Here is a 24,603-nt window from a genome sequence, read left to right as displayed (position 1 = left end):
GAATTTTTTTCTGAATAATTCCAACACTTCGAGTTTGACAATAACGCTGTTCAACAAGATGATTCATTATTCACCCCTAAAGCTTCTAGTGACTGTTTTAAAATATTCCAATCAAGTAATGAGGCTTCTGATCGTCCATAATAAATCCGACGAAGCTGATGGTCTGTTAATGCATAGCCAGAATTAGCTGCCAAGAAATCCCAAGATTGTCCGAACTTGTTAACAAATATTTTTAATAAAGCTTGTTGGTAATTTGGATACGCCGTCGTTTCTTTAATTAGTGAATGAGTCAATAAGATTTTTGATGTTACGCCATGTTCCATATAACTTCTGCTGTTATACTCATCTTTAGTAAACTTCCCCATGCCCTGTTTAATATAGGCTTGATTCTCAATATTGTTTTCAACTAAGGTAATCTGATTACCTTGAGCTACCCATTCTGCTAATTGGATAGCGAGCTCATTACGCTGTTTAGACTTAAGAAAAACATTTGAATAACTCATTGAATAATCATGCTTAGTAAGTTCCAATTTAGCATTCATAGTTTTGCTCCTAAACGAGTATCTGCCCATACACATTCAATTTGAGTTAATCCCCCATGTTGAAATCGAGACCAAAGGCGATCACCTAAATCAGAAATCAAGCCATGAATAATTGTGCCTATCCGATCCTTAGTATCATTAAGCGCAAAATTTGAAATAAGCATTGTTGCTTTATCTGCGTCATAACGCGCATATAAGACCTTATGAACCACTTCTTTACGTTTTTCACGATCATGCAATCCATACTCATCAATAATGAGTAAGTCATATTCTGTATAACGATAAATAGTATTTTTTTCACTATCACCCTGACGATACCAAGCTCCCATGATGTCATTTGCCAACTCTTCACTGGTGATATAACGAGCTGTTTTGCCATTCTTAAGTAATGTTCTAGCCGTCGCACATGCAAGATGTGTTTTACCTGTCCCAGTTTTCCCCACCATAACCAGATTCGTTACCTGTCCTTTCATAATTCGTTCGGCGTAAGCTGCACAACTATTAAAAGCAATAATTTGTCCTGGTAATTCACAGCGATAATTATGAAACCCAGAGTTTTTATGACGTATAGGTAACATTCCACCTGCTAAATGATTTTCATAAACCATTTTTCTAACGGTTTTACTATGCTTGAGATTAGACTCCGTTACTTTATTGACAGCACACGTTGGACAGATTTCTAAACCAGCAATCTTGACCTTTTTCTCCAAATGAATAGAGCAAATATTTAACCCTGGTTCGAAAGAGTGATTAATTTTTGTCATTACATTCATACAAATTTTCCTCCCAACTCCAATGGCTTAATACTTTCGTCATATTCTGGCTGTTGGTATTCAAAAGCTTGATTTACATTTCCATGTATTCTTGAATTTAAATAAATTGACTTCGTTGATTTAGTTTTTGAAGCTTTTAACTTTTCAAACTTTTCAAATATCCATTGAGCAAACTTGCTGTGTCTTTGACTATCAGTTAGATATCGTGAAGTTTCATGGTGAGCATTGAAATTACTCAAATGAAATTCAAAATCATCCATAGATAAGATTTCTTGCACTTGCTGAGAATATTTAGTCTTTTTCAAATAAGTAGCGAGATGGTTTAAATCAGGTCTCCAATCTTCTGATTTCATAACGTTCGTTAAAATTACTTGAGAGAGAATTTTTTCCTGTTCCTGTTCTTGCTTCTGTTCTTGGCTTAAAAGAACCTTGTTAGGGGCTTCTTTCTCAAGATAACTATTATTCTTTCCTTCACGTCGATGCGTCATACAAAAAGCTTCAAAGTATTTATTATAAAAATCTTCTAGAAATGGATTTGACGGTAATGAGTCATAATCCTTTTGAATACCTTTACAACGGTTATCACTTTCCTTCAAAGATTCAGCAACCTGAAAACGAGCCATTTCATGTACCCAGATCATTTCTGAAACGTTGTCATAACTACAGAAACCTACTTTACATGCCCATTCAAGCCCCTTCTCTGCTCCTTCTAGCCCCAAACCAGTTTCATGAGCTATATATAAAAGAGGCATATAATAAAGACCAAGCATATTTGCATGTGGACTGGTGATTAAATACATAGCCACGATAATTGACTCGGGACACTCTCGTAATTGTTTACCAGTTATACCTGTCCAGAAGTGTGGAGAAACCTTCCCATAATCACGCATTGGAATTTAACTCCTTTAAAAGAGCTTTAAAGGAATTTGAATGGTAAAAGATTTTATTTTCCTTACCCTTACAATTAATCGATTTGTTTTCGCCACAACATTGTGATAAATTTATTTTCAAATTCATTGTGATTTCCTAATTAAATGAATTAACTAAAAAGTCTGATTTGCCGATCAGGCTTTTTGCTTTATAAACCAAGTATCCAAATTTTCTTTTCACATTTTTGATAAAACTTATTTAAAAAATCTCTCCTTAAAACTAATCTCAACCATTTATAAATCCTTAAAAAAATTAGTCTCTACCTACACCTTTACTGTGAAGTTTAACTCGCAACTTTCTTCTCGAACTCTTTTAGTGTTGGGCAAAGTTGATATGCTTTAAATCTCTCATTAGTTACATACTCAGCCCGTAAAGCAATTTTTTCAGACATTTGACTTTTACCCGTTAACCAAGCATTAACCGAAGGCTGCTTAATTGAAAGAGCTTGTGCCGTTTTTGTTTGACTCCCAAAAAAGCTCACCAGTTGGATGTAGATTGGAATGTTACCTATACTCATAACTATCAAACTCCTATCTTAATAGTTAATTTATAGTTTTAACTATCACAAGTCAATAGTTAAGGTTATTTGATTTTAATAGTTTTAACTATAAACTTAGGCTCAACGATTTTAAGGTTAATATCATGTCTGATTTAGCAACTCGTTTAAAAGCGGCTCGCTTAAAAGCAGGAAAGAGCCAGTATGAAGTGGCTGAAGCGGTTGGTATTAAACAACCGACATATCAAGCCTTAGAAACAGGAAAAAGTTTAAAGTCAGCCTTTCTTCCTTTGATTGCAAAATACTTAGGAGTAGATGCCTATTGGCTAACAACTGGGGAAACTGAAGACTCATTTAGTGAAGATGATTTAGTTAAACCAGTTGTAATAGATAAAGAAAATAATCAATACGTATGGATAGAAGTAGTTGAAGCTAATTTTTCATGCGGCACAGGTGAATCAATTGAATTTCATTTTGATGCGATTAATGGAAAAATTCCTTTTCCATCTTCTTTTTTTAAGGAAAAACATGTAGCTCAAGATTGTATGCGCATTATCAAGGCTAAAGGCGATAGCATGATGGACTATATAAAAGATGGCGATCTTGTAGGTATAGATATATCTCAAACACAAATTATCGATGGTGAAATATATGCTGTATATTTTGCTGGTGAAGGCATGCTCAAACAGATATTCAAAGAAGAAGATGGCTCTTTAATTCTTCATAGTCTTAACGAAAAATTTAGAGATCGGCGCGTAACAGAAGAAAATGGTAAAAACTTTAGAGTTATGGGTCGACAGTTCTGGAGAGCTGGATAAACCTCTATACACATCAAGTTTAATAAAAAAGCCACAATTAATGTGGCTTTTTTATTAGTAGTAAGAAATTAAAAGTTAAAACTATTATTTTAATAGTTTTAACTATTGACTTAATTAATAGATAAAACTATATTTAGCTATATATTCTTTGAAGCATATTCACAACAAGTCCAACCGCAACTTAACAAGAGGTAATTATGAAAGAAAATATAACACATGAACACAACTTGAACTCTCCTCACAGGTCTAGCCACGAACACAATTTATGGTCCTTAAATTTTAAAACTAATATTTTGATTACAATAAAAATGTTAGGCTTCTTATCAATAGGATTTATTGTTTGGTTTATTGCAGCTGTTATTACAGTGAAATTTATTACCATCATCTAACAATTGATTGACTTTCTTCTAAAAAAACTGATATTCCCCCCCCCTGAGATTACAACCCTACTATCTCTTTTTGTTCTGTATCAATGTATAATTCCTCTCTATTTAAAAGGTGCTGAAATCTTTTCAGTTCCTTTTCTATTTTCTAGATTTCAAATTTACTTGTTGATTTAAACATCACTGGTGTAATTTTAGGCATTTTAAGTTTTATAATATGTATAGACTTTATGGAAAATTAATTCATATAAATCAATATTTTTATATCAAAAATAGCGAACTTATCCCACTTAGCTATCTCACACATTTATTCTAATTTTATAAAATTCCGACTATTTTACTTGGTTTATTAATCATTATCGCTCAAAATATACCCCTCTTTCATAATGTGAGAATTTCATGACTGATGCTTTGGTTTTAAGAGATTTGTCCAAAACATATCGTAATGGTTTTCAGGCGTTAAAAGGTATTAACCTCACTGTGCCTGAAGGTGAATTTTATGCGTTGTTAGGCCCAAATGGTGCCGGCAAATCAACAACCATTGGTATTATCAGTTCCCTCACGAAAAAAACCGAAGGAACAGTTGAGATTTTTGGGCATAATCTCGACACTCATCCATCCTTGGCAAAACAGCAGCTTGGCGTCGTCCCTCAAGAATTTAACTTTGGACAGTTTGAAAAAGCGTTCGATATCTTAGTTACCCAAGCGGGTTATTACGGCATTCATAAAAAGATTGCAGAAAAACGTGCCGAACATTATTTAGAAAAACTAGGCCTTTGGGAAAAGCGCAATATACAAGCACGCATGCTGTCTGGTGGTATGAAACGCCGCCTCATGATTGCACGTGCCATGATGCATGAGCCTAAACTTCTTATTCTAGATGAGCCTACCGCGGGTGTAGATATTGAATTACGCCGTTCTATGTGGGATTTTCTCACCGAAATGAACGAAAGCGGGACTTCTATTATTTTGACTACACATTATCTCGAAGAAGCAGAAATGTTGTGCCGTCAAATTGCCATTATTGACCGCGGTGTCATTAAAGAAGACACCAGCATGAAAAGTTTCTTAAACCAGCTGAGTGAAGAATCTTTTATTTTCGATTTGGCAGAACCCATTGCCCCACTCCAGTTAAATATTATTGGTGTGAAGTTCAACTTAATTGATAGCAGCACTTTAGAAGTGACAATGGATAAGGCCCATGCATTAAATGACCTATTCCAACTTTTAGAATCACAAGGTATTCGTGTTCGTAGTATGCGAAACAAATCGAACCGTCTAGAAGAGCTATTCGTCAAAATGGTTGAGAAAAATCTTGAAGGAGAGGCAAAATGAATTTTAGCCAACTGCAAATTGCCCTCTGGACTCTAGTTCGTAAAGAAGTACGCCGATTTCTACGTATTTGGCCACAAACCTTATTACCCCCTGCGATCACGATGAGTTTGTACTTTGTCATTTTTGGTAATTTGGTTGGTTCGCGCATTGGACAAATGGGCGGCGTGAGCTATATGCAGTTTATTGTCCCCGGCCTCATCATGATGGCGGTTATTACCAACAGTTATGCGAACGTATCTTCAAGTTTCTTTAGTGTGAAATTCCAAAAGAGCATTGAAGAACTGATTATGAGTCCTGTGCCACTACATATTATTTTGTGGGGCTATGTGATTGGTGGAATTTGCCGTGGTGTATTGGTCGGAGCAATTGTGACGACAATGAGCATGTTCTTTACAGACCTCTTTATACATAACTGGTTTGTGACTATATATACAGTCTTAATTACCTCAGTTCTTTTCTCATTAGGTGGTTTTATTAATGCAGTTTATGCAAAATCATTTGATGATATTTCTATTATTCCAACCTTTGTCCTTACACCTTTAACCTATTTAGGTGGTGTGTTCTATGCCATTAGTGCGCTTGGCCCTTTTTGGCAAAAACTTTCTTTAATTAATCCTATTGTGTATATGGTCAATGCTTTCCGTTTCGGCATTTTAGGTCATAGTGACGTGAACGTTACGTTCTCTTTAATCATTGTGACATTATGCTGTGTTGTACTTTACGGAATTGCTTACTATTTACTTGCTCGTGGTTCAGGAATGCGTGAATGAGTGTCGAACAGTCTTTATTGGGTAAAGAAACTCAATATCCAACTAACTATCAACCTGATGTTTTATTTCCAATTGCTCGTGCTCAGTCTCGTGAAGCCTACTCGCATATTGAAGGTATTACGCAAGGTAAAGATTGGTGGCATGTTTTTGAAATTTCATGGTTAAATGCTCATGCCATCCCGCAAGTTGCTATTGGCAGAATTACACTGCCAGCTTCTTCACCAAATTTGATTGAATCAAAGTCATTAAAACTTTACTTCAATAGCCTTAACTTCACTCAGTTTGACTCTAAACAGTCGTTTATTGAAACGGTTGAAAAAGATCTATCTGCTGCGGCAGGTGCAAAAGTTGAGTTAACGTTATTTCAAGTAGATGATTTAGAGATTTCTAGGCCTCAAGGCATTTGTATTGATGACTTAGATCCAGAGCGTTTAGAGCAACATCCTGATGCGACTCTTTTAAAACGAGATGCGTCTGAAGAAGAAGTCGAAATTGAACTGTATTCTCATCTTTTAAGAAGTAACTGCCCAGTCACGGGACAACCGGATTGGGGTACAGTTTTTATCCGTTTTAAGGGCAAAAAACCTTGTTATCGTAGTGTTTTAGCTTATATTATCTCGTACCGTCAGCATAACGGCTTTCACGAACAGTGTGTTGAGCAGATTTTTGCTGATATTTGGCAAAATTTGCAGCCTGAAAAGTTGATGGTTTATGCAACTTATACTCGTCGCGGCGGACTTGATATTAACCCTTGCCGAGTATCGGATCTTTCATGGATGCCAAAACCGATTCGATTGGCACGACAATAAAACGAATAATTTGAGGATACACCATGCCGTTTTTTGGTTTTACCCCTTCTGAAGGCTTATTGAACGATATACAAACTGGAATTGCGAACAAAAATTCTAGTGAGCATTTATATCCACTTCGCGATAAAATTGCTTTACAACTCAATGAAGAGATTATTGATAATGTCTTAATTCAGTTAGTTCAGCACTTCCCTGCAAGTGAAAAGCGCGATACTGCCGAAAAACTAGCAGGCTATGTCAAATCAACAGTTGCTGTTCTTTTAAAACAATTGTTAAGCAAAGCGCCAAACGATGTTGTTAAACAGTCTGTAGAGTTCTCTGAAAAAAGCTTATTTAAAGATCCACAAGGTCAATATAAAGTAGGTGTAACTTTAGATCCTAGTTTAGTCACTAACCTTAAGCATAACTTCACTGAGCTTAAAGCTGGCAACGATATAAATAAAGCTGCATTAGCTGAACTATATAAACAGTTTGGTGATGCTATGGTTAAACATTTTATGTCTGATTTTAACAAGACATTAGATCTTGGCATGATCAAACGTAAAGCAGCTGATATCGGCGCAGCAGCTGTAACAAAAGCAGTTCATATTGCGATCGATAAACTCATTCCTAGCTTAAATCGTACTGAATTAAAAGCGATGGCTGAATATCATGAAAGTCTATTCTTTAATTAATAAAAAATAGCCTATCGGAAACCTAGCGAGAGCTAGGTTTTTTTATTGCAAAATATTGATATACATTGCCATTAATCAGGTTTATGTTAGCATGCGCCAAGCACTGATTGACCTAGTTAACGCCGCATGTCTCCTAGCCCACAATATAAGTTTTTACGCCAAGCTCCTCGAGATGGTCTTAGCACCGCTATGCAACCATCAAGGTGGCAACAACTCCACATTGACCCGTGGTTATGTCTATTTTTGCTGTTAAATGCGCTACTAGGTTTAACTGTACTATATAGTGCTTCGGCACAGGATGTAGGGTTGGTGAGTAAACAGGCCATGAGTTTTGGTATTGGCTTTTTAGTAATGTTTGGCCTAGCCCAAATTCCGCCTAAGGTCTATCAAGCGTTTTCCCCCTACTTTTATTTGTTTGGCCTATTTTCGCTTGTGGCAGTTATGGTATTCGGTGAAGTCCGAATGGGTGCTCAGCGCTGGATTGATATTCCCGGTTTCGGAAGTGTCCAACCCAGTGAGTTCATGAAAATCGGCATGCCAATGATGATTGCATGGTTTTTAGCACGCAAACCTCTCCCCCCTAGCTTTTCACAGGTTGTTTTATCATTAATGTTAATTGGTATTCCTTTTTTACTGATTGCAGAACAACCTGATTTAGGCACATCACTTTTAGTACTAGCAAGCGGTATATTTGTCTTATTTTTAAGTGGACTATCATGGCGGATGATTGGTGCAGCTGCTGCATGTGCAGCGGTCATAATTCCGATTGCGTGGGAATTTCTTTTGCACGACTATCAGCGTCAAAGGGTTTTAACTTTACTTGATCCAGAAGCAGATGCACTTGGTACAGGTTGGAATATTATTCAATCTAAAACTGCAATTGGTTCCGGTGGTTTTTCAGGTAAAGGTTTCCTTGAAGGTACTCAATCACACTTACACTTTTTACCCGAAGGACATACTGACTTTATTATTGCTGCTTACTCCGAAGAATTTGGACTCATCGGTGTACTTATTTTAGTAATCCTTTATTTTGCTATTATTTTTAGAACATTCCAGATCGGTTTACAAAGCTTCCATAACTATGGACGTTTAGTTGCTGGCGCCTTTGGTTTGTCTTTTTTTGTTTATGTATTTGTAAATGCGGGAATGGTCAGTGGTATTTTACCTGTAGTAGGTGTTCCTTTACCTTTTATGAGCTATGGCGGAACAGCTATTATTACTTTAATGGCCACCTTTGGTTTAGTCATGTCCATTCATACACATCGATAATCTGGAATTTTAAAACGATATGTTGTCTCAACACTTAAATAAAACTTTAAAAATGCTTGCTTTGTGTACTGGCTTAATCAGTACAAGTCATTTCGCTCAGGCCAACGATTTTGCCACACATCCTGATTATTTGAATTTTAAACAAAAAACTATGAATGCTTATGGCTTAAGTAGCGCCCAAGTCGACGCAGCCATGAGTGGCGCAAAAAATTTACCAAACATTCTAAATATTATGACTCGTCCAGGTGAAAGTAAGCCTTGGTATGATTATCGGTCTATGTTTTTGGTTGAAGGGACAATTCAGCGCGGCGTCCGTTTTAAAAACCAATATGCAGATGCTTTAAATCGTGCTGAACAGCAATATGGCGTACCTCAATCTGTCATTTTAGGTATTTTGGGCGTTGAAACAGGTTATGGCGCAAATAAAGGTTCTTTTATTACACGTGATGCTTTAGCTACCCTTGCTTTTGGCTACCCTCGCCGTGCTGAATATTTTGGTGATGAGTTAGCTGCTCTTATCGCATGGACGTATAAAGAAGGTTACCCAACAAATAGTATTGTAGGTTCCTATGCTGGTGCGATTGGCTATCCGCAATTTATGCCAAGCAATATTAGTAAATTTGGAGTGGATTATGATGGTAATGGCCATATCGACTTAAGAAACTCAGCAGAAGATGCAATCGGTTCAATTGCCAACTACCTAGCAAAGCAAGGATGGCAACGAGATCAGCCTATCGGGTTTATGGCACGTTACACTGGGTCAAATCCAGAAAGTATTATTGCTAAAGATTTAACGCAACCTTTCCCATATGGTGCATTAAAGACACTCGGTATTTCTCCATTGAATCCTTTAGTTAAAATTGATGATCTCGATATGGTGAATGTTATTCAATTACAAGACTATAACGGTCCAATTTACTATTTAACTTACCCGAATTTTCAAGTGATTACGACTTATAACAAGAGCCGCATGTACGCTACTGCTGTATGGTTATTAGGCACCGAAGTAGCTAGCCGATAGGCTAGCTTTTTTATACTTTATGTAGAAGTCAATAAATATTTTTGTTAAATAGATCACAATACATACATCTTTAATAACTTGTTACATTATTGATTATTTTTTAACCCAAAACTGTAAGTTTTTGCCCTTTTTGTAAAGATTTCTCGTTAAAGACTAGACACTCTCCGTAACCGATGAATATTATCCACCCCAATATAGCAATTGCAAAAGTGAATAATAAGGCATGTTCACTTTAAATTTCAGCCAATGGCTGAAAGAAAAAAGTACATGTTCTCAGGAGTTTATACAAATGCAGTTATCGCTGAAATACGTTCTTGCACTGACGGCTAGTTTAAGTATGGCCCCACTGCACGCTGAAATGGTGCAGTCATCATCATTAAACAGTGATGTAGATGGTCCTAATCTAGCAGCACGTGTATTGAGTAAAGATACTCAAAACTTTAATTCTCGTTTTTCTAACATTAACAGTCTTTCAATCACTGAACGTTCTGGCGATCAAATCCGTCGTCAAGCGATCGCAGCAAAAATTGAAATCCCTGAAGATGAGCCTTCAGTGATTGAAAAACTTAACACAGTAGCTTCAAATACTGTTCGTAAGTTTAGCCAAACTGGTATGGCATCTTGGTATGGCCGCCAATTCCATGGTCGAAAAACTGCAAGTGGTGAAACATTCGACATGAATGCGTTAACTGCTGCCCACCGTAGCCTACCGTTGAACTGTTACATTCGAGTAACGAATAAAGACAATGGTAAAAGTGTGGTTGTAAAAGTAAATGACCGTGGTCCTTTCCATGGCAACCGTGTACTTGACCTATCATACGGTGCAGCTAAACGACTTGGTATTACCAATGCTGGAACTGCTAAGGTAAATATTGAGCGTGTTGATGGCCCAACTTCATAAGTTATAGCCTCTCGAGTTCATGTAAAAAGCCGCAATTTTTTCTGCGGCTTTTTTATATTTTAAGTTATCAAAATAATTCCTAACTTAAAGTTAAAAAATCCTCTTTTTTTGCCCTTTATCCAGCTCTGAATTTGAATATTTTTTAAACAAAAAACCATGTTTATTTAGTACAAGTCAATTTTACCCCTAATTTGCGTTTAGAGCGACTTTATTAAATTTGCGCTACCCTAGTACCATTTTTCCAAAATAAAGGCTATTTATGGCGTTTTTAGAGTAGATGAGTAGAGCTTTTTCATACAATTTTCCCATCAATCTCAAAATCACACTTTTTTAGATGATTTCATCATTGAGCAACACAGAAAAAATATTATGAAAAATTGCCCCATTTTTGAGGTCAAATTGACGTCTTTTTCAATTACAGTCACATTATTTTTTCGTTTGCCCTTTCTTAGGTTTTTTAATACAACGCTCCCTATAGTTGAATAGTGTTAGTTTCTTGTCGAGATCATGAAGAACAAGCTAAAATATACTCACAAAAATAAATCAAAGTTAAAACAAGGAGTGTGCTACTAATGAAATCCATTACTGAGTGGTTTGATGAATATAGCGAAAGTCATCAAAATCCAACCAATAAACAAATTCACTGGCTTTGCGTTCCCGCAATTTTATTTTCTATTATTGGAATCATTGCGCATTTCAGCATATTGCTAACTGCCTTATTACTTGTGTTGACCCTAGTATTTTATGCACGTTTAGATCTTGTACTTGCTGTTGCGATGGCTGCTTTACTTGTTGTTATGGCATGGCTCATTTACACCCTCCCTGTAGGAGTCGGATTTTATATCGCTATTTTTGTGATTGCTTGGGTTGGTCAATTTTACGGACATAAAGTCGAAGGCAAAAAACCGTCTTTCTTTAAAGATTTACAATTCCTACTGATTGGACCAGTTTGGTGTATGGATGCTTATCTCTCAAAAATCTTGCCTAAATGGAAAAGCAGACAAAAACAAGTTCTTGCTTAAAGATTAAGTTAAAGCTGAATCCTTTCGATTCAGCTTTTGCATATTAGTAATTTATTAGAAAATTTATAAAATAAAAAAATCCTAAACTTGCTATCACACTTAAAAGAATTTTTTTTAGGTAAATAGCGATTACAATACAAAATATTGCTGCATAAATATAAGGGTTATTTATCACACCTCTTAAATGATCACCATCGAAAAAAATAACTGGAATGCAGATTGCAGTTAACAAACAGGGTACAGAATAGTTAAGCATCTTATTCAAAATAAGCGGCAGTTTAATTTTTACTTTAGGCTCTAAAAAATAATATCGATTAAAAAAGACGATTGCTGCCAAGCCTAGAATCATAAACCAAGACATGCTATTTCTCCTTACCTATTTTTTCAGTTAACACAGCAAGCAACATCCCTATTAATCCTGAAAGTAAAATCGCGCCCTCGATTTGATAAAATTTAAATAAAAACCCACTTATACAAGTTGTTAGCACACCAGCTATGACTGGAAATCCTTTACATAAAGGCACAATCATGGCAATAAAAATAGCAACGATCGAAAAATCCAAATGATAATTTAAAAGATCAGGTATCACGGTTGCCAGTAGTATCCCCACCAAACTAAAAGCAACCCAAAATAAATAAAAACACAGGCCAGCTCCCAACAGATATTCTGAACTTCTCTTTTCAGAGGGAGCACTCACCGCAAATAATTCATCTGTTAATAAAAAGCCTAAACTCAATCGTTTCGGTAGGGACAAAATAGAAATATCATTTCTTAAAGTTAATGCATAAATAAAATGCTGAGCGGTTAAAAAGAAAATAGTCGAATAAATTGTAAAAACAGATGCACCTTCCATAGCCATGCTTAAACTGACTAATTGCGCAGCGCCAGCAAAGACAAGCCCAGACATTGCAAGTGCTTTATAGAAAGATAATCCTGCATGAATTGCCATAGACCCAGCTAAGATTGCCCATGGAATAACAGAAATTGACAAGGGCAAAATGTCCATTGCACCACGTAAAAACAAATAAGATGGCTTATTTTTTGAAAACCCAACTGGCTGATTAAGCTGAATATTCATATATAAAATCCAATATAAGAAACATCTCTATACCATGCTTGATGAGTGCCGACTTATATTGGATAAAATTGCTTTAAAACTAATTTATTTATATATTCAAACTTGCTACATATTGAGTGGGTGTGACGCCCATTGCTTTTTTAAAGTGACGGTTAAAATGGCTTTGGTCAGAAAAACCACATTGTTGTGCCACCATCGCAATTTGGTCCCCCTGTTTTAATAACTGTCTTGCTTTTTGTAAGCGCGCTTGAACAAGCCAAGCATGGGGTGGCAAACCCACATATTTTTTAAATTGTCTTAAAAAATGCCAAGCACTCAAGCCGACCATGTCTGCTAAATCCTGTAAAGAAAAATTCGTTTCAGGCATTTCTATTAGTAATTCTTTAACTCTTAATATTTTTGAATATGCTTCTGGCAACTCACAAAAAGTATGATTTGATTTACCATGTCTCTTCATAAGACAAGCTAACGTTGTTAAATACATCGTTTCTTTGAGTAGAAAATTATCTTTTTGTTCTAATAAATCAAAAAGTAAGCAAAGCTGTTGAGCCAAACCTAGATCGCGAATCACAGCTTGAGGAAACCATGGTGCTCCATGTGGATTTTCAAAAAAATCCTGGCTAACTTCTGCTAACATTTCAGGTGTTGGATAGATCGCTCGATAACGCCACCCTGATTCAACAGCAGATGAACCAGTATGAATCTCGTCAGCATTGACTAAAATAATATCGCCTTTAGGAGCTACATGTAGCTGTCCGGTCCTAAAAAAAGACTGTGCCCCTTCTTCAATTACACCAATACAATACCCTTCATGAGTATGCTTTGAAAATTGTGTTTGGTGATAATGTGCTTTTAATAACTCTAAACCGCCCAACTCTCGCACATGCAGATAATCGGCTTGCTCCCGCTGCATAAATACGTCTCATCTATTCAATAAAAAAACCATAGCATGTTTTAACAAACTGAATAGAACAAAATTGCTCTATAAAAAATAATCTGATTAAACGTCCACTTAGGTTTTATTGATAGATCTGTCCATCATGTTTAAGCCAACCAGCTTCATGACGACCTTGTGGATCATGGTGAGTCCAATGTAATACCCCACCTTTTTGGTTGTATTCATATTCACCGTAAAACTCAACAATATCACCTTTGTTTAAATTAGAAATTTTAGGCGCCAAATCAATATTATGTGCGACCAAAATTGAAACACCACTTTTTAATACAAGAATGAATTTCTGATGTCTTGCCCCATCATTATCATCTCTTAAAATTGCTTTGACTCGACCACTTCCCTGCACCTGAACATTACTTTTTTTCTGCTCATAAGCAGCTTTTACAGTGTCCACCCCATTATTTAAAAGTGTAGTTTCATTACGCTGAGCTGCGGGTATAGTTGATGATGTTGATTGACTTTGCTTATGTCCAGATAAATCCAGACCAAAATATGCAGCCATCAATAAAATAATGACACCACCAATACTGAGATTTTTTTTATTTGTCATTGTATACCCCTATTTTAACCGAGATAAAAAAAGCCCCAATGGGGCTTTTTTTTATTGTGATACGAATTACTTCGCAGCAGCTTGAGCAGCAGCAACTTCTTCAGCGAAGCTAAGTTCTGCTTTCTTCTCAATACCTTCACCGACTTCGAAACGTACGAATTCAGCAACAGTAGTACCAGTTGCTTTTAATACATCAGCAACTTTTTTGTCGTTGTCGATTACATACATTTGACGATCAAGAGCAACTTCGTTCAAGTATTTATCAACTGAACCAGTTACCATTTTCTCAACGATGTTAGCTGGCTTACCAGATTCTAACGCTTTCGCTTCAGCAATTTCTTTTTCTTTAGCGATAAGGTCAGCAGGAACTGCTTCAGCATTTACAGCTACTGGGTTGAATGCAGCAACGTGCATTGCAATACCTTTACCAGTATCAGCATCACCAGTATAAGAAACTACAACACCGATTTTTAAACCGTGTTTGTAGATAGCCAAGTTTTCGCCTTCAACGATTTTCGCGCGACGAACTTGGATGTTTTCACCGATTTTTTGAACAAGTGCAATACGAGCTTCTTCAACTGATTGACCATCTGCTAATTTTAATTCAGCGATTTTAGCAGCATCAGTTTCACCAGCAGCTAAAGCAGCAGTAGCAACAGCTTTAGAGAAGTTAGAGAAGTTTTCGTCTTTAGCAACGAAGTCAGTTTGACAGTTAACTTCAACTAAAATTGCTTTGTTGCCTTCTTGAACGATTGTGATTGCACCGTCAGCAGCAATGTTACCAGCTTTTTTAGCAGCTTTAGCTTGACCAGATTTACGAAGGTTATCAATAGCAAGCTCGATGTCACCGTTCGCTTCTGTTAATGCTTTTTTGCATTCCATCATTGCAAGACCAGTACGGTCACGTAATTCTTTTACCATGCTTGCAGTAATTGCAGTCATGTTGATCTCCTAAAATCGGTAGAAAATAAATCTTTTCAACAAAAACGGCCCAAAGAAACTCTGGGCCGTTTGCACTCTCGACGCTTAATTTGCCACCATTACATGTCGCAAAAATGACAAGCCTGCGTCAAAACGCATTAAGCCTCAGAAGCGTCTTTCGCAGCGTCATCGCCTTTTGCTTGAGCGTTCGCTTGAGATTGAGCGTATTCTTTACCAGCAAGAATTGCGTCAGCCATAGCTGAAGCATATAGAGTTACTGCACGGATCGCATCGTCGTTACCAGGAATAACGTAATCAACGTTATCCGGGTTAGAGTTTGTATCAACGATACCGATAACAGGAATACCTAAGTTCTTCGCTTCTTTGATTGCAATCGCTTCGTGATCAACGTCGATTACAAATAATGCGTCAGGTAAACCACCCATGTTTTTAACGCCGCCTAAAGAGCGCTCAAGTTTTTCCATCTCACGAGCACGTTCTAAAGCTTCACGTTTAGTAAGCTTAGCAAAAGTACCATCTTGAGATTGAGTTTGAAGATCTTTTAAACGGTTGATAGATTGGCGAAGTGTTTTCCAGTTCGTCAACATACCACCTAACCAACGGTGATCTACATATGGTTGACCAGCGCGTTGAGCTTGTTCACGGATGATGTTAGAAGCAGCACGTTTTGTACCAACGAACAAAACTTTGTTCTTTTTGCTTGCTAATTGGTTAGCGAAGTTCAAAGCATCATTTAACGCAGGAACAGTGTGCTCAAGGTTGATGATGTGAATTTTGTTGCGCGCGCCAAAAATGTATTGACGCATTTTTGGGTTCCAGAAACGAGTTTGGTGACCAAAGTGCGCACCTGCTTGAAGAAGGTCGCGCATGCTTACGTTGTAATCTGCCATTTTCTTTACCTTAAAAGTTGGGTTAGGCCTCCATATATCCGCATTCTCCACCCTTTTACAGGCACCCAGAGTAATGTGACGATATATGTGCGGATTTTTTACTCCATCTATCAAAATTGTTCGTAAAAGATATTCACGAAAAGCATTTGATAAAATGGGCGGCTATTTATACCATAGACACTTGTAAATTACCAAAAGTTTTTAGAGATCATGAACAGTACTTATACAGCTCCACGTCGATTAATCAAAACTCCAGATGAAATTGAAAAAATGCGCATTGCAGGACGACTGGCGGCTGAAGTTCTAGAGATGATCAAGCCCCATATCAAGGCAGGTGTAAGTACACTTGAACTTGATACCATTTGTCGTAATCACATTGAAAATGTGCAGCATGCTATACCTGCATGTGTCGGCTATGGTGGAGCTCCTGGCCGCCCTGCTTTTCAGCACTCTATTTGTACTTCGGTTAACCATGTTGTCTGCCATGGTATTCCCTCTGAAAATAAAATTTTAAAAAATGGTGACATCCTTAATATTGATGTCACTGTCATTAAAGATGGTTATCACGGCGACACCAACATGATGTATATCGTTGGTGGTGAAACTTCTATTTTAGCCAACCGCCTATGCAAAGTTGCTCAAGAAGCGATGTATCGTGGGATGGCAACTGTTAGAGATGGTTCATATTTAGGTGATATCGGCCACGCAATCCAGAAGTATGTCGAATCAGAACGTTTTAGTGTAGTACGTGAATATTGTGGCCACGGTATTGGAACCGTTTTTCATGATGAACCTCAAGTACTCCATTATGGTCAAGCTGGTACAGGCATGCGCTTAGAAGCAGGTATGACTTTTACGATTGAACCTATGGTAAATGCTGGCGTATGGCAAACCAAATTGTTAGGTGACAAATGGACTGTCGTAACGAAAGACCATAAACTTTCAGCTCAATATGAACATACTATTTTAGTTACCCAAACAGGCATTGAAGTCTTAACTGCTCGTCCTGAAGAAGACCTATCTCGCTTCAACTAATATTTTAACAATCTTAAATAAAAGGCTACTTTGTGTAGTCTTTTATTATTTATTATGTACTTTTTATTAATAAATCTTTCTAAATATAAACAAATATTTCAAAAAAATTACAATTATTAATTTTTAATACACAATCTATTCAATAAAACACGGTATGGTGGGCTCAATAAAAATCAGTAAACAAATGCCGGACATGGAGTCCTTTTATGATGAAAAAGTCATTATTTTGTATGACAGCTGCCCTTTTTGCTCTACCAACAGTCACTTCCGCCGCTTCTCCATACTTTAGTTTAAAAGATGGCGATGGCTTCAAACGTTTTTCTGTCTCTGCTGGTTGGCTGCATGCCATGCCTCAAGGCTCAGGAAACCCTGTCAATATCAATACTAGTGTTGCAGAAGGTACAACATCTAAAGTTGGAGATGTATCTACAAAAGCCGTTTTAGATGCAATCGACCAAAGTAAAGATTCAGGAAAATTCTGGTATAGCACTATTAGCCTTCTTGATAAGTTTACAGACACTCTTCCCTCAACCCTTGCAGGTACAGCAGAAATCAATGGCCTTTCTCAATGGGAACAACAAGGTTCTGGCTTAGAAGCCGCTGATGTTGATACTGTTGGTCTTATGTTTAACTACAACTTTACGGACAATTTATCTTTAGAAATTAAAGGTGGTATTCCCCCTAAAGTAGATATTAATGGAAAAGGTAATATTTACGCCCCCCTTTCAGGGAAAGCAACTCCCCTAAAAGATGGTTCTTTGATTGGAGGAATCATAGGAGATGGTATTAGCAAGGCTGGTGGAGATATTCCTTTAAAACAAGACCTGCATATTACTGATCTTTCTCAGGGGGGGAAGGCTGCGACCGCACGTGCATGGTTACCAGCCGTTGAACTACATTATCAATTTGGTAAATCAGGGGTAAATAAGTTCCGTCCTTATATCGGAGCTGGCGTAATGTATGCATACTTTAATGATTTAGAAATGAATTCCAGTATTGAAGCCGATTTAATTCAAGCGGGTCACATGATCCAGAATATACATGATGGTAAAGCTGGGGCAGCATTAGATCGCAAAACATCATCAGCAAATCCTATCGTGAAACTAGAAGCGACCGATACTTTTGCACCTATTGTGACTTTAGGTGCAACTTATGACTTTAACCCGAACTGGTTTGCTGTTGGTTCAGTTTCCTACGCCAAAATGAATAATGAAGCAAAAATCTATGTAACTGATCAAAATACAGGCAAAGAACTAATTAAAGCGAATACCAAAATTGATATTGACCCACTCATTACATATGTTGGTGTTGGTTACCGCTTTTAACTTTTGTTTCATGCAAAGCTATAAAAACTTATGCACGTTTTTATAGCTTTCTTTAATCTAAGCTCATCTACACTTTGCTTCTTTTTAAATCAAAATGCTAAAAAAATGAGCATTTTTTAATAACAATATTGATAAATTTAACTTTCGCCCTTTCTTATTCTCCAATTTTATTTTTGTATCCATTTTTTAGATAGAGAAACTAAATTAGGAAAATTAAACACTAATTTTTTCTTTTTAGTAAAATTATTTTTTTGGCACAAGCTTTGCTTTATTCATAGCAAGATGAGTCAACGTTGATTCAATGAATAAACCAAGACGGCCAATGATGTCCGCTCTGATCGGTATGCAGATAGGCAATAACTTGCCATGCAAATTAAAATTTCGTTCAGTTCAGGGGGACGGCGTATGTCTTCAAATATCAATCTAGATGCAAAAAAAGCAACTGAGATTAAATTATTCAGTTTTTCTACTCCAGCGATGCGTGCCTTCCATATGACTTGGCTCGCATTCTTTGTGTGCTTCTTCGCATGGTTTGCCTGCGCTCCACTCATGCCAGTGATTAAAGGTGAGTTCGGCTTAACCAAAGATCAAATTGCTAATATTAATATTGCTGCCGTTGCGATTACGATTTTAGTACGACTCGCCGTCGGTCCACTTTGTGATAAATATGGTCCACGCATCACCTACACTGCACTATTACTATTAGGTAGTATTCCAGTATTTGGTGTAGCAGCTGCAAACAGTTATGAGTCTTTCCTTTTTTTCCGCTTACTTATTGGTGCAATTGGTGCAAGCTTTGTAATTACGCAATATCACACAAGCATTATGTTCGCGCCTAATGTTGTAGGCACAGCAAATGCAGCTGCTGCTGGTTGGGGTAACGCTGGTGGAGGTGCAACCCAAGCTCTCATGCCTTTATTACTCGGTGCAATTGTCATGTTCGGTGTCGAGCAAACTATGGGCTGGCGTGTTGCATTAATCGTACCGGGCATCATGATGGTCATTGTGGGTATTCTTTACTGGAAACTCACCCAAGACTGCCCTCAAGGAAACTTTAAAGAAGTTCGCGCACAAGGCATTGAAGTTGGTAGTGGTAAAAAAGGTGGCATGGCAATTTTAATGCAAGCTGCTCGTAACTACCGTGTCTGGATTTTATTTGTGGCTTACGGAGCATGTTTCGGAATCGAAATTTTTATCCATAACGTTGCAGCTATGTATTATGTTGATCATTTCAAAATGGATTTAAAAACTGCTGGTCTAACTGCAGGAATATTTGGTCTTCTTGCATTATTTGCTCGTGCACTTGGCGGTATTATTTCTGATAAAGTCGCACTCAAAAAAGGGTTGGATGGCCGTACTAAAGTACTGGTGCTTATGATTTTGGGTGAAGGTTTGTTCTTACTACTCTTCTCTCAAATGAATGTGGTTACCCTTGCAATTATTTCCATGACGATTTTTGCACTGTTTACACACATGGCTTGTGGTGCGACATATGCTCTCGTGCCATTTATTGATCGTAATGCATTAGGTGGTGTTGCAGGCATTATTGGTGCGGGTGGTAACGTTGGTGCTGTTGCAGCAGGCTTCTTATTAAAAGGTGTACTAGATATTCAAACCTGTCTATTTATTTTAGGTGGATTAGTTATCGTAGCTGGCTGTAGCGTAATTTTGATTCGCTTTACAACTGAACATAAAGAAAAGGAACAAGTCCTTTTTGAACAAGCATTACTTGAACGTAATTCTGCAGCTTAATTTCTACAAGAAGCAGAGATCAAAATGATGTCTGCTTCTTTACTGTCCTTATAACGCAATATACGTCTTAAGAACTTTTTAATTTTGCTTAAATATTCCCTCAGCTATATCGATATTGTTCGATATATCTTCTACAATAAATGATCATATTATTATAATTTTCCATTACTCATGACTAAAACTGGTAATCAATTTTCTCAGTCACTCATCTACATGCTGATTGGCAGTGCAATTATTCTGGCACTTTCTTTGGGTGTACGACATGGTTTCGGTCTTTACCTTGTACCCATGAGCCATGAGTTTGGCTGGGGACAACATGTTTTTAGTCTAGCAATCGCCATGCAAAATCTAATCTGGGGTGCGGTTCAACCTTTTACTGGAGCAATCGCAGATAAGTATGGCAGCAAAATTGTAGTTGCTGTTGGCGGACTACTTTATACCCTAGGTTTACTCTTAATGGCTTTTAGCTCAAGTGTACTCATTTTGAATTTGAGCCTAGGTCTTATTATTGGTTTGGCTTTATCAGCAACTTCTTTCACGGTATTACTTAGTGCAGTAGGCCGAGCTGCTCCTCCAGAAAAAAGAAGTATGGCAATGGGTATTGCTAGTGCAGCAGGCTCTTTTGGTCAGTTTATTATGCTACCTTCCACTCTCCTCTTACTTAAAACAGTGGGATGGTCAGCAGCTTTAATGGTAAGTGCGCTATTAATTGCTCTTATCATTCCCTTGGCTTGGATGTTAAAAGGCCCTAGCACTCAAACACCAAAAGCAATTGCACAACCTCAGCTCACCTTTAAACAAGTACTGAATATTGCCAGAAAACATAAGCCCTTCTGGTGGTTAGCTTTAGGCTTTTTAGTATGTGGATTCCAAGTTGTATTCTTGGGTGTGCATTTACCTGGCTATTTAATTGACCACGGCTTTGATGCAGCTACTGGTACCGTATTTCTTGCTTTAGTTGGGTTATTTAATATTGTGGGAACTTATGGAGCAGGTTGGCTGGGAGATCGATTCTCAAAACCTAAATTATTAATGGCACTTTACGGTAGCCGTGGCATCGCAATCATTGCCTTTTTACTATTACCTCTAAGCACTTATACGGTATATGCTTTTGGCGTCATTATGGGGCTACTATGGCTCTCTACAGTTCCTCTCACAAACGGCATTGTGGCAAATATGTTTGGCGTTAAATACCTTTCAATGCTCAGTGGTATTGTGTTTTTCACTCATCAAGTCGGCTCTTTCTTTGGCGGTTGGCTCGGCGGTGTTAACCATGACTTAACAGGTAATTACAATGCGATTTGGCTATGTTCAATAGCTTTGAGTATATTAGGGGTAATCGTACATTTCTTTGTAAATGAGGAGGCTGTTATTCATGACGCATAATGCCTTACTTTTGAAAACAATTATGACTTTGCTTGTGATTACCCTGCTGGCCTGTTCAATCATTTTATGGAAACAAACTCCTGATTTATTTGTATATTTTAATCAAGCATTTTGTGCTCACTAGAAATCTAAGCAGTCAGACGCATACTGTGAATTGTCATAAAAATATAAAAAACCTATGGTCTAATGAAAATAAAAAAGCCCGCAAGTTTGCGGGCTTTTTTATGGAAAACTTATTTAAAATCAAAACAAACGGTTCATACCATTAAGTGCAGCTACACGGTATGCTTCAGCCATTGTTGGATAGTTAAAGGTCGTTTCAACGAAATATTTCAGAGTATTGTTTGGACTGTGCATAACTGCTTGCCCAATGTGGATAATTTCGGCAGCATTATTACCAAAACAGTGAATACCCAAAATTTCCATAGTGTCGCGATGGAAAAGAATTTTTAACTCACCTACTGTATCACCAGTAATTTGTGCACGAGCCAAATGACGGAAAGAAGCTTGACCCACTTCATACGGAATTTTCTCTTCCGTTAATTCCTGTTCATTTTTACCAATTGATGAGATTTCCGGAATGGTATAGATACCCGTCGGGATATCACGTACTGGCTTCGCATCTTCACCACTCATGTTTGCGCCCGCACAGCGCCCTTGGTCATAAGCAGCAGAAGCAAGTGATGGCCAACCAATCACATCACCAGCAGCATAGATATTTTCAACTTCGGTTTGGTACTGATCATTTACTGAAAGCTGACCGCGATTGTTTGGAACTAAGCCAACGTTCTCAAGACCTAAACCTTCTGTGTTTCCTGAACGACCGTTACACCAAAGAATCGCATCGGCTTTAATCTTTTTACCACTTTGTAGATGTAACACAACATGGTCATCAAACGTTTCTAGGTGATCCATTTGTTCATTGTGGCGAATTAATACGCCTTGTTCACGTAAGTGATAAGACAAAGCATCAGCAATTTCATCATCTAAATAGCTTAAGAGTTTTTGCTGAGTATTGATCAAGTCAACTTTATGATCTAGACCAATAAAGATTGAGGCATATTCACAGCCAATAACGCCTGCGCCGTAAATAATGATTTTTTGAATTGAGTAATCAAGATCAAGGATTTTGTCCGAATCGAATACGCGAGGGTGATCAAAGTCTAGACCTTGCGGATGATAAGGACGGCTACCTGTCGCAATCACGATTTGTTTACAAATAATGGTTTCTTTAATGCCTTCATGGCTAAAAACTAAAACTGTATTTTTATCTTGAATATATGCACGGCCATGAAATACGCCGATTTTGTTGCGATCGTAAAAACGTGTGTGCGTATCAACTTGTTGTTGAATCACTTTATGTGCATTACGCAACACCTGTTTCATGGTAAATTGTTTCCATTCACCTACTTTTTGAAACATTGGATCACGCTGGTAGCGAATAATACTAGAAACTGTTTGACGCAATGCTTTACTTGGAATAGTACCTACGTGTGCACAGTTACCACCGAGTTGATCACGTACATCTACAATTGCAACACGCTTACCCGCTTTTGCAAGCTTCATTGCCGCGCCTTCACCTGCAGGTCCAGAACCGAGAACTACCGCATCGTATTTAACGAAATTCCCACTAACGACCTCTTTTTTACGTGGCATTGAAAGCTCCTTCCTCACTTGAATGACCATATTTTATAATAAATTATGGCTAATATGCGGTGAATTTATGTATTTCTCAACCCTATATTTCTGAATAACCACATTTATTATATGAATAGTTATTTTCCGCTATTAACCACAGAAGTTCGCTATAATACAATGTCAATGTCTCTATAAACGAGTGGAAAAGTTAAATATGTCAGAACACCGTAAACCTGAACAGGGTGTAAAACTTCGTGGCGCAGAAAAAGTCGCAAGAATTCCTGTAAAAGTTGTACCTACGGTTGAAGTGCCGCGTAAACCTGACTGGATTCGTGTCAAGATGACGGCACCAGAAGAAGTTCAGCGTATTAAAACCACTTTACGTGCTCAAAAACTCCATACCGTTTGTGAAGAAGCTGCTTGTCCAAACCTGCCAGAATGTTTTGGTGGTGGTACAGCAACATTCATGATCATGGGTGATATTTGTACACGTCGTTGCCCTTTCTGTGATGTTGCACATGGTCGTCCAAATGCACTCGATGCAGATGAACCTCGCCATATGGCAGAGACAATTGCTAATCTTAAACTTAAGTATGCAGTAATTACTTCGGTTGACCGTGATGACTTACTTGATGGTGGTGCACAACACTTTGTGGACTGTATCAAAGAAGCGCGCGCACTAAGCCCAAATACATTGCTTGAGATTTTGGTACCAGATTTCCGTGGACGTATGGACATTGCTTTACGCATTATGACTGAATGTCCGCCTGACGTATTTAACCACAACATCGAGACTGTGCCACGTCTATATAAAGCAATGCGCCCAGGTTCAGACTATCAACACTCTTTAAACTTATTAAAAATGTTTAAAGAATATTGCCCAGACATTCCAACGAAATGTGGTTTGATGGTGGGTATTGGTGAAACTGAAGAAGAAGTTATTGCCTTGCTTGATGACTTACGTGCTCACGATGTTGACTATGTGACTATTGGTCAATATTTACAGCCATCTAAACAACATGCACCAATTGACCGCTTTGTAACGCCAGAAGAGTTCGAACGTTATGCAGAGCATGGCCGTAAACTTGGCTTTAGAAATATTTGGTCTGCACCAATGGTTCGCTCAAGTTATTTTGCTGATCGTCAATACCACGGTGAACCAGTACCAGAAGTTCGTCGTAAAGTAGATCCAGCTAAAAAAATTGCCGTTCAAGTTGTCGAAGCTTAAAAGTTAAATATCTACGAAAGCCCTCTACCTCAGAGGGCTTTTTATTTGTATAAGAAAATCAATAACATTTCTTGACAAAT

General features: G+C 37.6%; 25 protein-coding genes. 14 read left to right on the top strand and 11 right to left on the bottom strand.

Features of this window, described 5'->3' with window-relative positions:
- Positions 1-50 precede the first annotated feature (50 nt).
- The 4 genes from HLV59_RS05695 to HLV59_RS05680 form a co-directional block, all read right to left on the bottom strand.
- On the bottom strand, positions 51-542 hold the full coding sequence (locus tag HLV59_RS05695) for a hypothetical protein (protein ID WP_171429508.1): 492 nt from the start codon (positions 540-542) through the stop codon (positions 51-53).
- On the bottom strand, positions 539-1,315 hold the full coding sequence (locus tag HLV59_RS05690) for an ATP-binding protein (RefSeq protein ID WP_057070206.1): 777 nt from the start codon (positions 1,313-1,315) through the stop codon (positions 539-541). The genes HLV59_RS05695 and HLV59_RS05690 overlap by 4 nt, the downstream gene beginning before the upstream one ends.
- On the bottom strand, positions 1,312-2,205 hold the full coding sequence (locus HLV59_RS05685; RefSeq protein ID WP_171429507.1) for a hypothetical protein: 894 nt from the start codon (positions 2,203-2,205) through the stop codon (positions 1,312-1,314). Before HLV59_RS05685 ends, HLV59_RS05690 begins: the two co-directional genes overlap by 4 nt.
- 323 nt (positions 2,206-2,528) lie before the next feature.
- A complete protein-coding gene (locus tag HLV59_RS05680) occupies positions 2,529-2,762 on the bottom strand; it encodes a YdaS family helix-turn-helix protein (RefSeq protein WP_171429506.1) in 234 nt (77 codons plus the stop codon).
- A gap of 125 nt (positions 2,763-2,887) precedes the next feature.
- On the opposite strand from HLV59_RS05680, the gene HLV59_RS05675 reads away from it, so the two are divergent.
- From HLV59_RS05675 to HLV59_RS05635, 9 genes are all read left to right on the top strand, one after another.
- Positions 2,888-3,559, top strand: coding sequence for an XRE family transcriptional regulator (locus HLV59_RS05675; RefSeq protein WP_171429505.1), 672 nt, complete (start codon positions 2,888-2,890; stop codon positions 3,557-3,559).
- A gap of 782 nt (positions 3,560-4,341) precedes the next feature.
- A complete protein-coding gene (locus HLV59_RS05670; RefSeq protein WP_171429504.1) occupies positions 4,342-5,277 on the top strand; it encodes an ABC transporter ATP-binding protein in 936 nt (311 codons plus the stop codon).
- Entirely contained in the window at positions 5,274-6,047 is a 774-nt protein-coding gene (locus tag HLV59_RS05665) for an ABC transporter permease (RefSeq protein ID WP_016145917.1), read from the top strand. Before HLV59_RS05670 ends, HLV59_RS05665 begins: the two co-directional genes overlap by 4 nt.
- Positions 6,044-6,856 carry an NADPH-dependent 7-cyano-7-deazaguanine reductase QueF gene (gene queF, locus HLV59_RS05660; protein WP_016145918.1) on the top strand — a complete coding sequence of 271 codons (813 nt, stop codon included), beginning with the start codon at positions 6,044-6,046 and terminating at the stop codon, positions 6,854-6,856. The genes HLV59_RS05665 and queF overlap by 4 nt, the downstream gene beginning before the upstream one ends.
- A gap of 23 nt (positions 6,857-6,879) precedes the next feature.
- Positions 6,880-7,530 (top strand): hypothetical protein, encoded by a 651-nt coding sequence (locus HLV59_RS05655; protein WP_171429503.1) that lies wholly within the window; start codon positions 6,880-6,882, stop codon positions 7,528-7,530.
- Positions 7,531-7,656: 126 nt separating this feature from the next.
- Positions 7,657-8,799, top strand: coding sequence for a rod shape-determining protein RodA (gene rodA, locus HLV59_RS05650; RefSeq protein WP_016145920.1), 1,143 nt, complete (start codon positions 7,657-7,659; stop codon positions 8,797-8,799).
- 19 nt (positions 8,800-8,818) lie between these two features.
- Entirely contained in the window at positions 8,819-9,820 is a 1,002-nt protein-coding gene (mltB, locus tag HLV59_RS05645; RefSeq protein ID WP_016145921.1) for a lytic murein transglycosylase B, read from the top strand.
- 289 nt (positions 9,821-10,109) lie between these two features.
- Positions 10,110-10,721: a septal ring lytic transglycosylase RlpA family protein gene (locus tag HLV59_RS05640; protein ID WP_002118141.1), complete on the top strand. Its 612-nt coding sequence runs from the start codon at positions 10,110-10,112 to the stop codon at positions 10,719-10,721.
- A gap of 572 nt (positions 10,722-11,293) precedes the next feature.
- Positions 11,294-11,743 (top strand): Mpo1 family 2-hydroxy fatty acid dioxygenase, encoded by a 450-nt coding sequence (locus HLV59_RS05635; RefSeq protein ID WP_061875726.1) that lies wholly within the window; start codon positions 11,294-11,296, stop codon positions 11,741-11,743.
- 43 nt (positions 11,744-11,786) lie between these two features.
- On the opposite strand, the gene HLV59_RS05630 is transcribed toward HLV59_RS05635, so the two are convergent.
- The 6 genes from HLV59_RS05630 to rpsB form a co-directional block, all read right to left on the bottom strand.
- Complete coding sequence (locus tag HLV59_RS05630; protein WP_171429502.1) at positions 11,787-12,104, bottom strand: AzlD domain-containing protein; 318 nt, start codon at positions 12,102-12,104, stop codon at positions 11,787-11,789.
- 1 nt (position 12,105) lies between these two features.
- The gene (locus HLV59_RS05625) at positions 12,106-12,822 is read right to left on the bottom strand and encodes an AzlC family ABC transporter permease (RefSeq protein ID WP_081173173.1); all 717 of its coding nucleotides are present in this window, start codon (positions 12,820-12,822) and stop codon (positions 12,106-12,108) included.
- 88 nt (positions 12,823-12,910) lie between these two features.
- A complete protein-coding gene (locus HLV59_RS05620; RefSeq protein WP_057105879.1) occupies positions 12,911-13,735 on the bottom strand; it encodes a helix-turn-helix transcriptional regulator in 825 nt (274 codons plus the stop codon).
- Positions 13,736-13,841: 106 nt separating this feature from the next.
- Positions 13,842-14,327 carry a DUF3465 domain-containing protein gene (locus HLV59_RS05615; protein ID WP_081173171.1) on the bottom strand — a complete coding sequence of 162 codons (486 nt, stop codon included), beginning with the start codon at positions 14,325-14,327 and terminating at the stop codon, positions 13,842-13,844.
- A 66-nt stretch (positions 14,328-14,393) separates the two neighbouring features.
- On the bottom strand, positions 14,394-15,269 hold the full coding sequence (gene tsf, locus HLV59_RS05610) for a translation elongation factor Ts (protein WP_002118238.1): 876 nt from the start codon (positions 15,267-15,269) through the stop codon (positions 14,394-14,396).
- A gap of 137 nt (positions 15,270-15,406) precedes the next feature.
- Positions 15,407-16,159, bottom strand: a complete 753-nt coding sequence (gene rpsB, locus HLV59_RS05605; protein ID WP_002118204.1) for a 30S ribosomal protein S2 — start codon at positions 16,157-16,159, stop codon at positions 15,407-15,409.
- Positions 16,160-16,369: 210 nt separating this feature from the next.
- Here rpsB and map point away from each other — a divergent pair, with 210 nt between their 5' ends.
- The 4 genes from map to HLV59_RS05585 all read left to right on the top strand — a co-directional run bounded on the left by map (position 16,370) and on the right by HLV59_RS05585 (position 21,657).
- Positions 16,370-17,194 carry a type I methionyl aminopeptidase gene (map, locus tag HLV59_RS05600; protein WP_016145926.1) on the top strand — a complete coding sequence of 275 codons (825 nt, stop codon included), beginning with the start codon at positions 16,370-16,372 and terminating at the stop codon, positions 17,192-17,194.
- A gap of 206 nt (positions 17,195-17,400) precedes the next feature.
- Positions 17,401-18,519, top strand: coding sequence for an OmpW/AlkL family protein (locus tag HLV59_RS05595; protein ID WP_031948937.1), 1,119 nt, complete (start codon positions 17,401-17,403; stop codon positions 18,517-18,519).
- A gap of 405 nt (positions 18,520-18,924) precedes the next feature.
- The gene (locus HLV59_RS05590; protein WP_171429501.1) at positions 18,925-20,271 is read left to right on the top strand and encodes an MFS transporter; all 1,347 of its coding nucleotides are present in this window, start codon (positions 18,925-18,927) and stop codon (positions 20,269-20,271) included.
- 171 nt (positions 20,272-20,442) lie between these two features.
- Complete coding sequence (locus HLV59_RS05585; RefSeq protein ID WP_171429500.1) at positions 20,443-21,657, top strand: MFS transporter; 1,215 nt, start codon at positions 20,443-20,445, stop codon at positions 21,655-21,657.
- 243 nt (positions 21,658-21,900) lie between these two features.
- On the opposite strand, the gene sthA is transcribed toward HLV59_RS05585, so the two are convergent.
- The gene (gene sthA, locus HLV59_RS05580) at positions 21,901-23,313 is read right to left on the bottom strand and encodes a Si-specific NAD(P)(+) transhydrogenase (RefSeq protein ID WP_002118117.1); all 1,413 of its coding nucleotides are present in this window, start codon (positions 23,311-23,313) and stop codon (positions 21,901-21,903) included.
- A 196-nt stretch (positions 23,314-23,509) separates the two neighbouring features.
- On the opposite strand from sthA, the gene lipA reads away from it, so the two are divergent.
- Entirely contained in the window at positions 23,510-24,523 is a 1,014-nt protein-coding gene (lipA, locus tag HLV59_RS05575) for a lipoyl synthase (protein ID WP_002118167.1), read from the top strand.
- Positions 24,524-24,603 lie beyond the last annotated feature (80 nt).

It is taken from the genome of Acinetobacter lactucae, assembly GCF_013122135.1.
Classification (GTDB): Bacteria; Pseudomonadota; Gammaproteobacteria; order Pseudomonadales; family Moraxellaceae; genus Acinetobacter; species Acinetobacter lactucae.
This window is presented reverse-complemented; position numbering and strand designations above follow the sequence as displayed.

Excerpts from the sequence above, each read along its gene's own strand:
- HLV59_RS05695 (WP_171429508.1), bottom strand. The coding sequence starts at position 542 with ATGAATGCTAAATTGGAACTTACTAAGCATGATTATTCAATGAGTTAT.
- HLV59_RS05690 (WP_057070206.1), bottom strand. The coding sequence starts at position 1,315 with ATGAATGTAATGACAAAAATTAATCACTCTTTCGAACCAGGGTTAAAT.
- HLV59_RS05685 (WP_171429507.1), bottom strand. The coding sequence starts at position 2,205 with ATGCGTGATTATGGGAAGGTTTCTCCACACTTCTGGACAGGTATAACT.
- HLV59_RS05680 (WP_171429506.1), bottom strand. The coding sequence starts at position 2,762 with ATGAGTATAGGTAACATTCCAATCTACATCCAACTGGTGAGCTTTTTT.
- HLV59_RS05675 (WP_171429505.1), top strand. The coding sequence starts at position 2,888 with ATGTCTGATTTAGCAACTCGTTTAAAAGCGGCTCGCTTAAAAGCAGGA.
- HLV59_RS05670 (WP_171429504.1), top strand. The coding sequence starts at position 4,342 with ATGACTGATGCTTTGGTTTTAAGAGATTTGTCCAAAACATATCGTAAT.
- HLV59_RS05665 (WP_016145917.1), top strand. The coding sequence starts at position 5,274 with ATGAATTTTAGCCAACTGCAAATTGCCCTCTGGACTCTAGTTCGTAAA.
- queF (WP_016145918.1), top strand. The coding sequence starts at position 6,044 with ATGAGTGTCGAACAGTCTTTATTGGGTAAAGAAACTCAATATCCAACT.
- HLV59_RS05655 (WP_171429503.1), top strand. The coding sequence starts at position 6,880 with ATGCCGTTTTTTGGTTTTACCCCTTCTGAAGGCTTATTGAACGATATA.
- rodA (WP_016145920.1), top strand. The coding sequence starts at position 7,657 with ATGTCTCCTAGCCCACAATATAAGTTTTTACGCCAAGCTCCTCGAGAT.
- mltB (WP_016145921.1), top strand. The coding sequence starts at position 8,819 with ATGTTGTCTCAACACTTAAATAAAACTTTAAAAATGCTTGCTTTGTGT.
- HLV59_RS05640 (WP_002118141.1), top strand. The coding sequence starts at position 10,110 with ATGCAGTTATCGCTGAAATACGTTCTTGCACTGACGGCTAGTTTAAGT.
- HLV59_RS05635 (WP_061875726.1), top strand. The coding sequence starts at position 11,294 with ATGAAATCCATTACTGAGTGGTTTGATGAATATAGCGAAAGTCATCAA.
- HLV59_RS05630 (WP_171429502.1), bottom strand. The coding sequence starts at position 12,104 with ATGTCTTGGTTTATGATTCTAGGCTTGGCAGCAATCGTCTTTTTTAAT.
- HLV59_RS05625 (WP_081173173.1), bottom strand. The coding sequence starts at position 12,822 with ATGAATATTCAGCTTAATCAGCCAGTTGGGTTTTCAAAAAATAAGCCA.
- HLV59_RS05620 (WP_057105879.1), bottom strand. The coding sequence starts at position 13,735 with ATGCAGCGGGAGCAAGCCGATTATCTGCATGTGCGAGAGTTGGGCGGT.
- HLV59_RS05615 (WP_081173171.1), bottom strand. The coding sequence starts at position 14,327 with ATGACAAATAAAAAAAATCTCAGTATTGGTGGTGTCATTATTTTATTG.
- tsf (WP_002118238.1), bottom strand. The coding sequence starts at position 15,269 with ATGACTGCAATTACTGCAAGCATGGTAAAAGAATTACGTGACCGTACT.
- rpsB (WP_002118204.1), bottom strand. The coding sequence starts at position 16,159 with ATGGCAGATTACAACGTAAGCATGCGCGACCTTCTTCAAGCAGGTGCG.
- map (WP_016145926.1), top strand. The coding sequence starts at position 16,370 with ATGAACAGTACTTATACAGCTCCACGTCGATTAATCAAAACTCCAGAT.
- HLV59_RS05595 (WP_031948937.1), top strand. The coding sequence starts at position 17,401 with ATGATGAAAAAGTCATTATTTTGTATGACAGCTGCCCTTTTTGCTCTA.
- HLV59_RS05590 (WP_171429501.1), top strand. The coding sequence starts at position 18,925 with ATGTCTTCAAATATCAATCTAGATGCAAAAAAAGCAACTGAGATTAAA.
- HLV59_RS05585 (WP_171429500.1), top strand. The coding sequence starts at position 20,443 with ATGACTAAAACTGGTAATCAATTTTCTCAGTCACTCATCTACATGCTG.
- sthA (WP_002118117.1), bottom strand. The coding sequence starts at position 23,313 with ATGCCACGTAAAAAAGAGGTCGTTAGTGGGAATTTCGTTAAATACGAT.
- lipA (WP_002118167.1), top strand. The coding sequence starts at position 23,510 with ATGTCAGAACACCGTAAACCTGAACAGGGTGTAAAACTTCGTGGCGCA.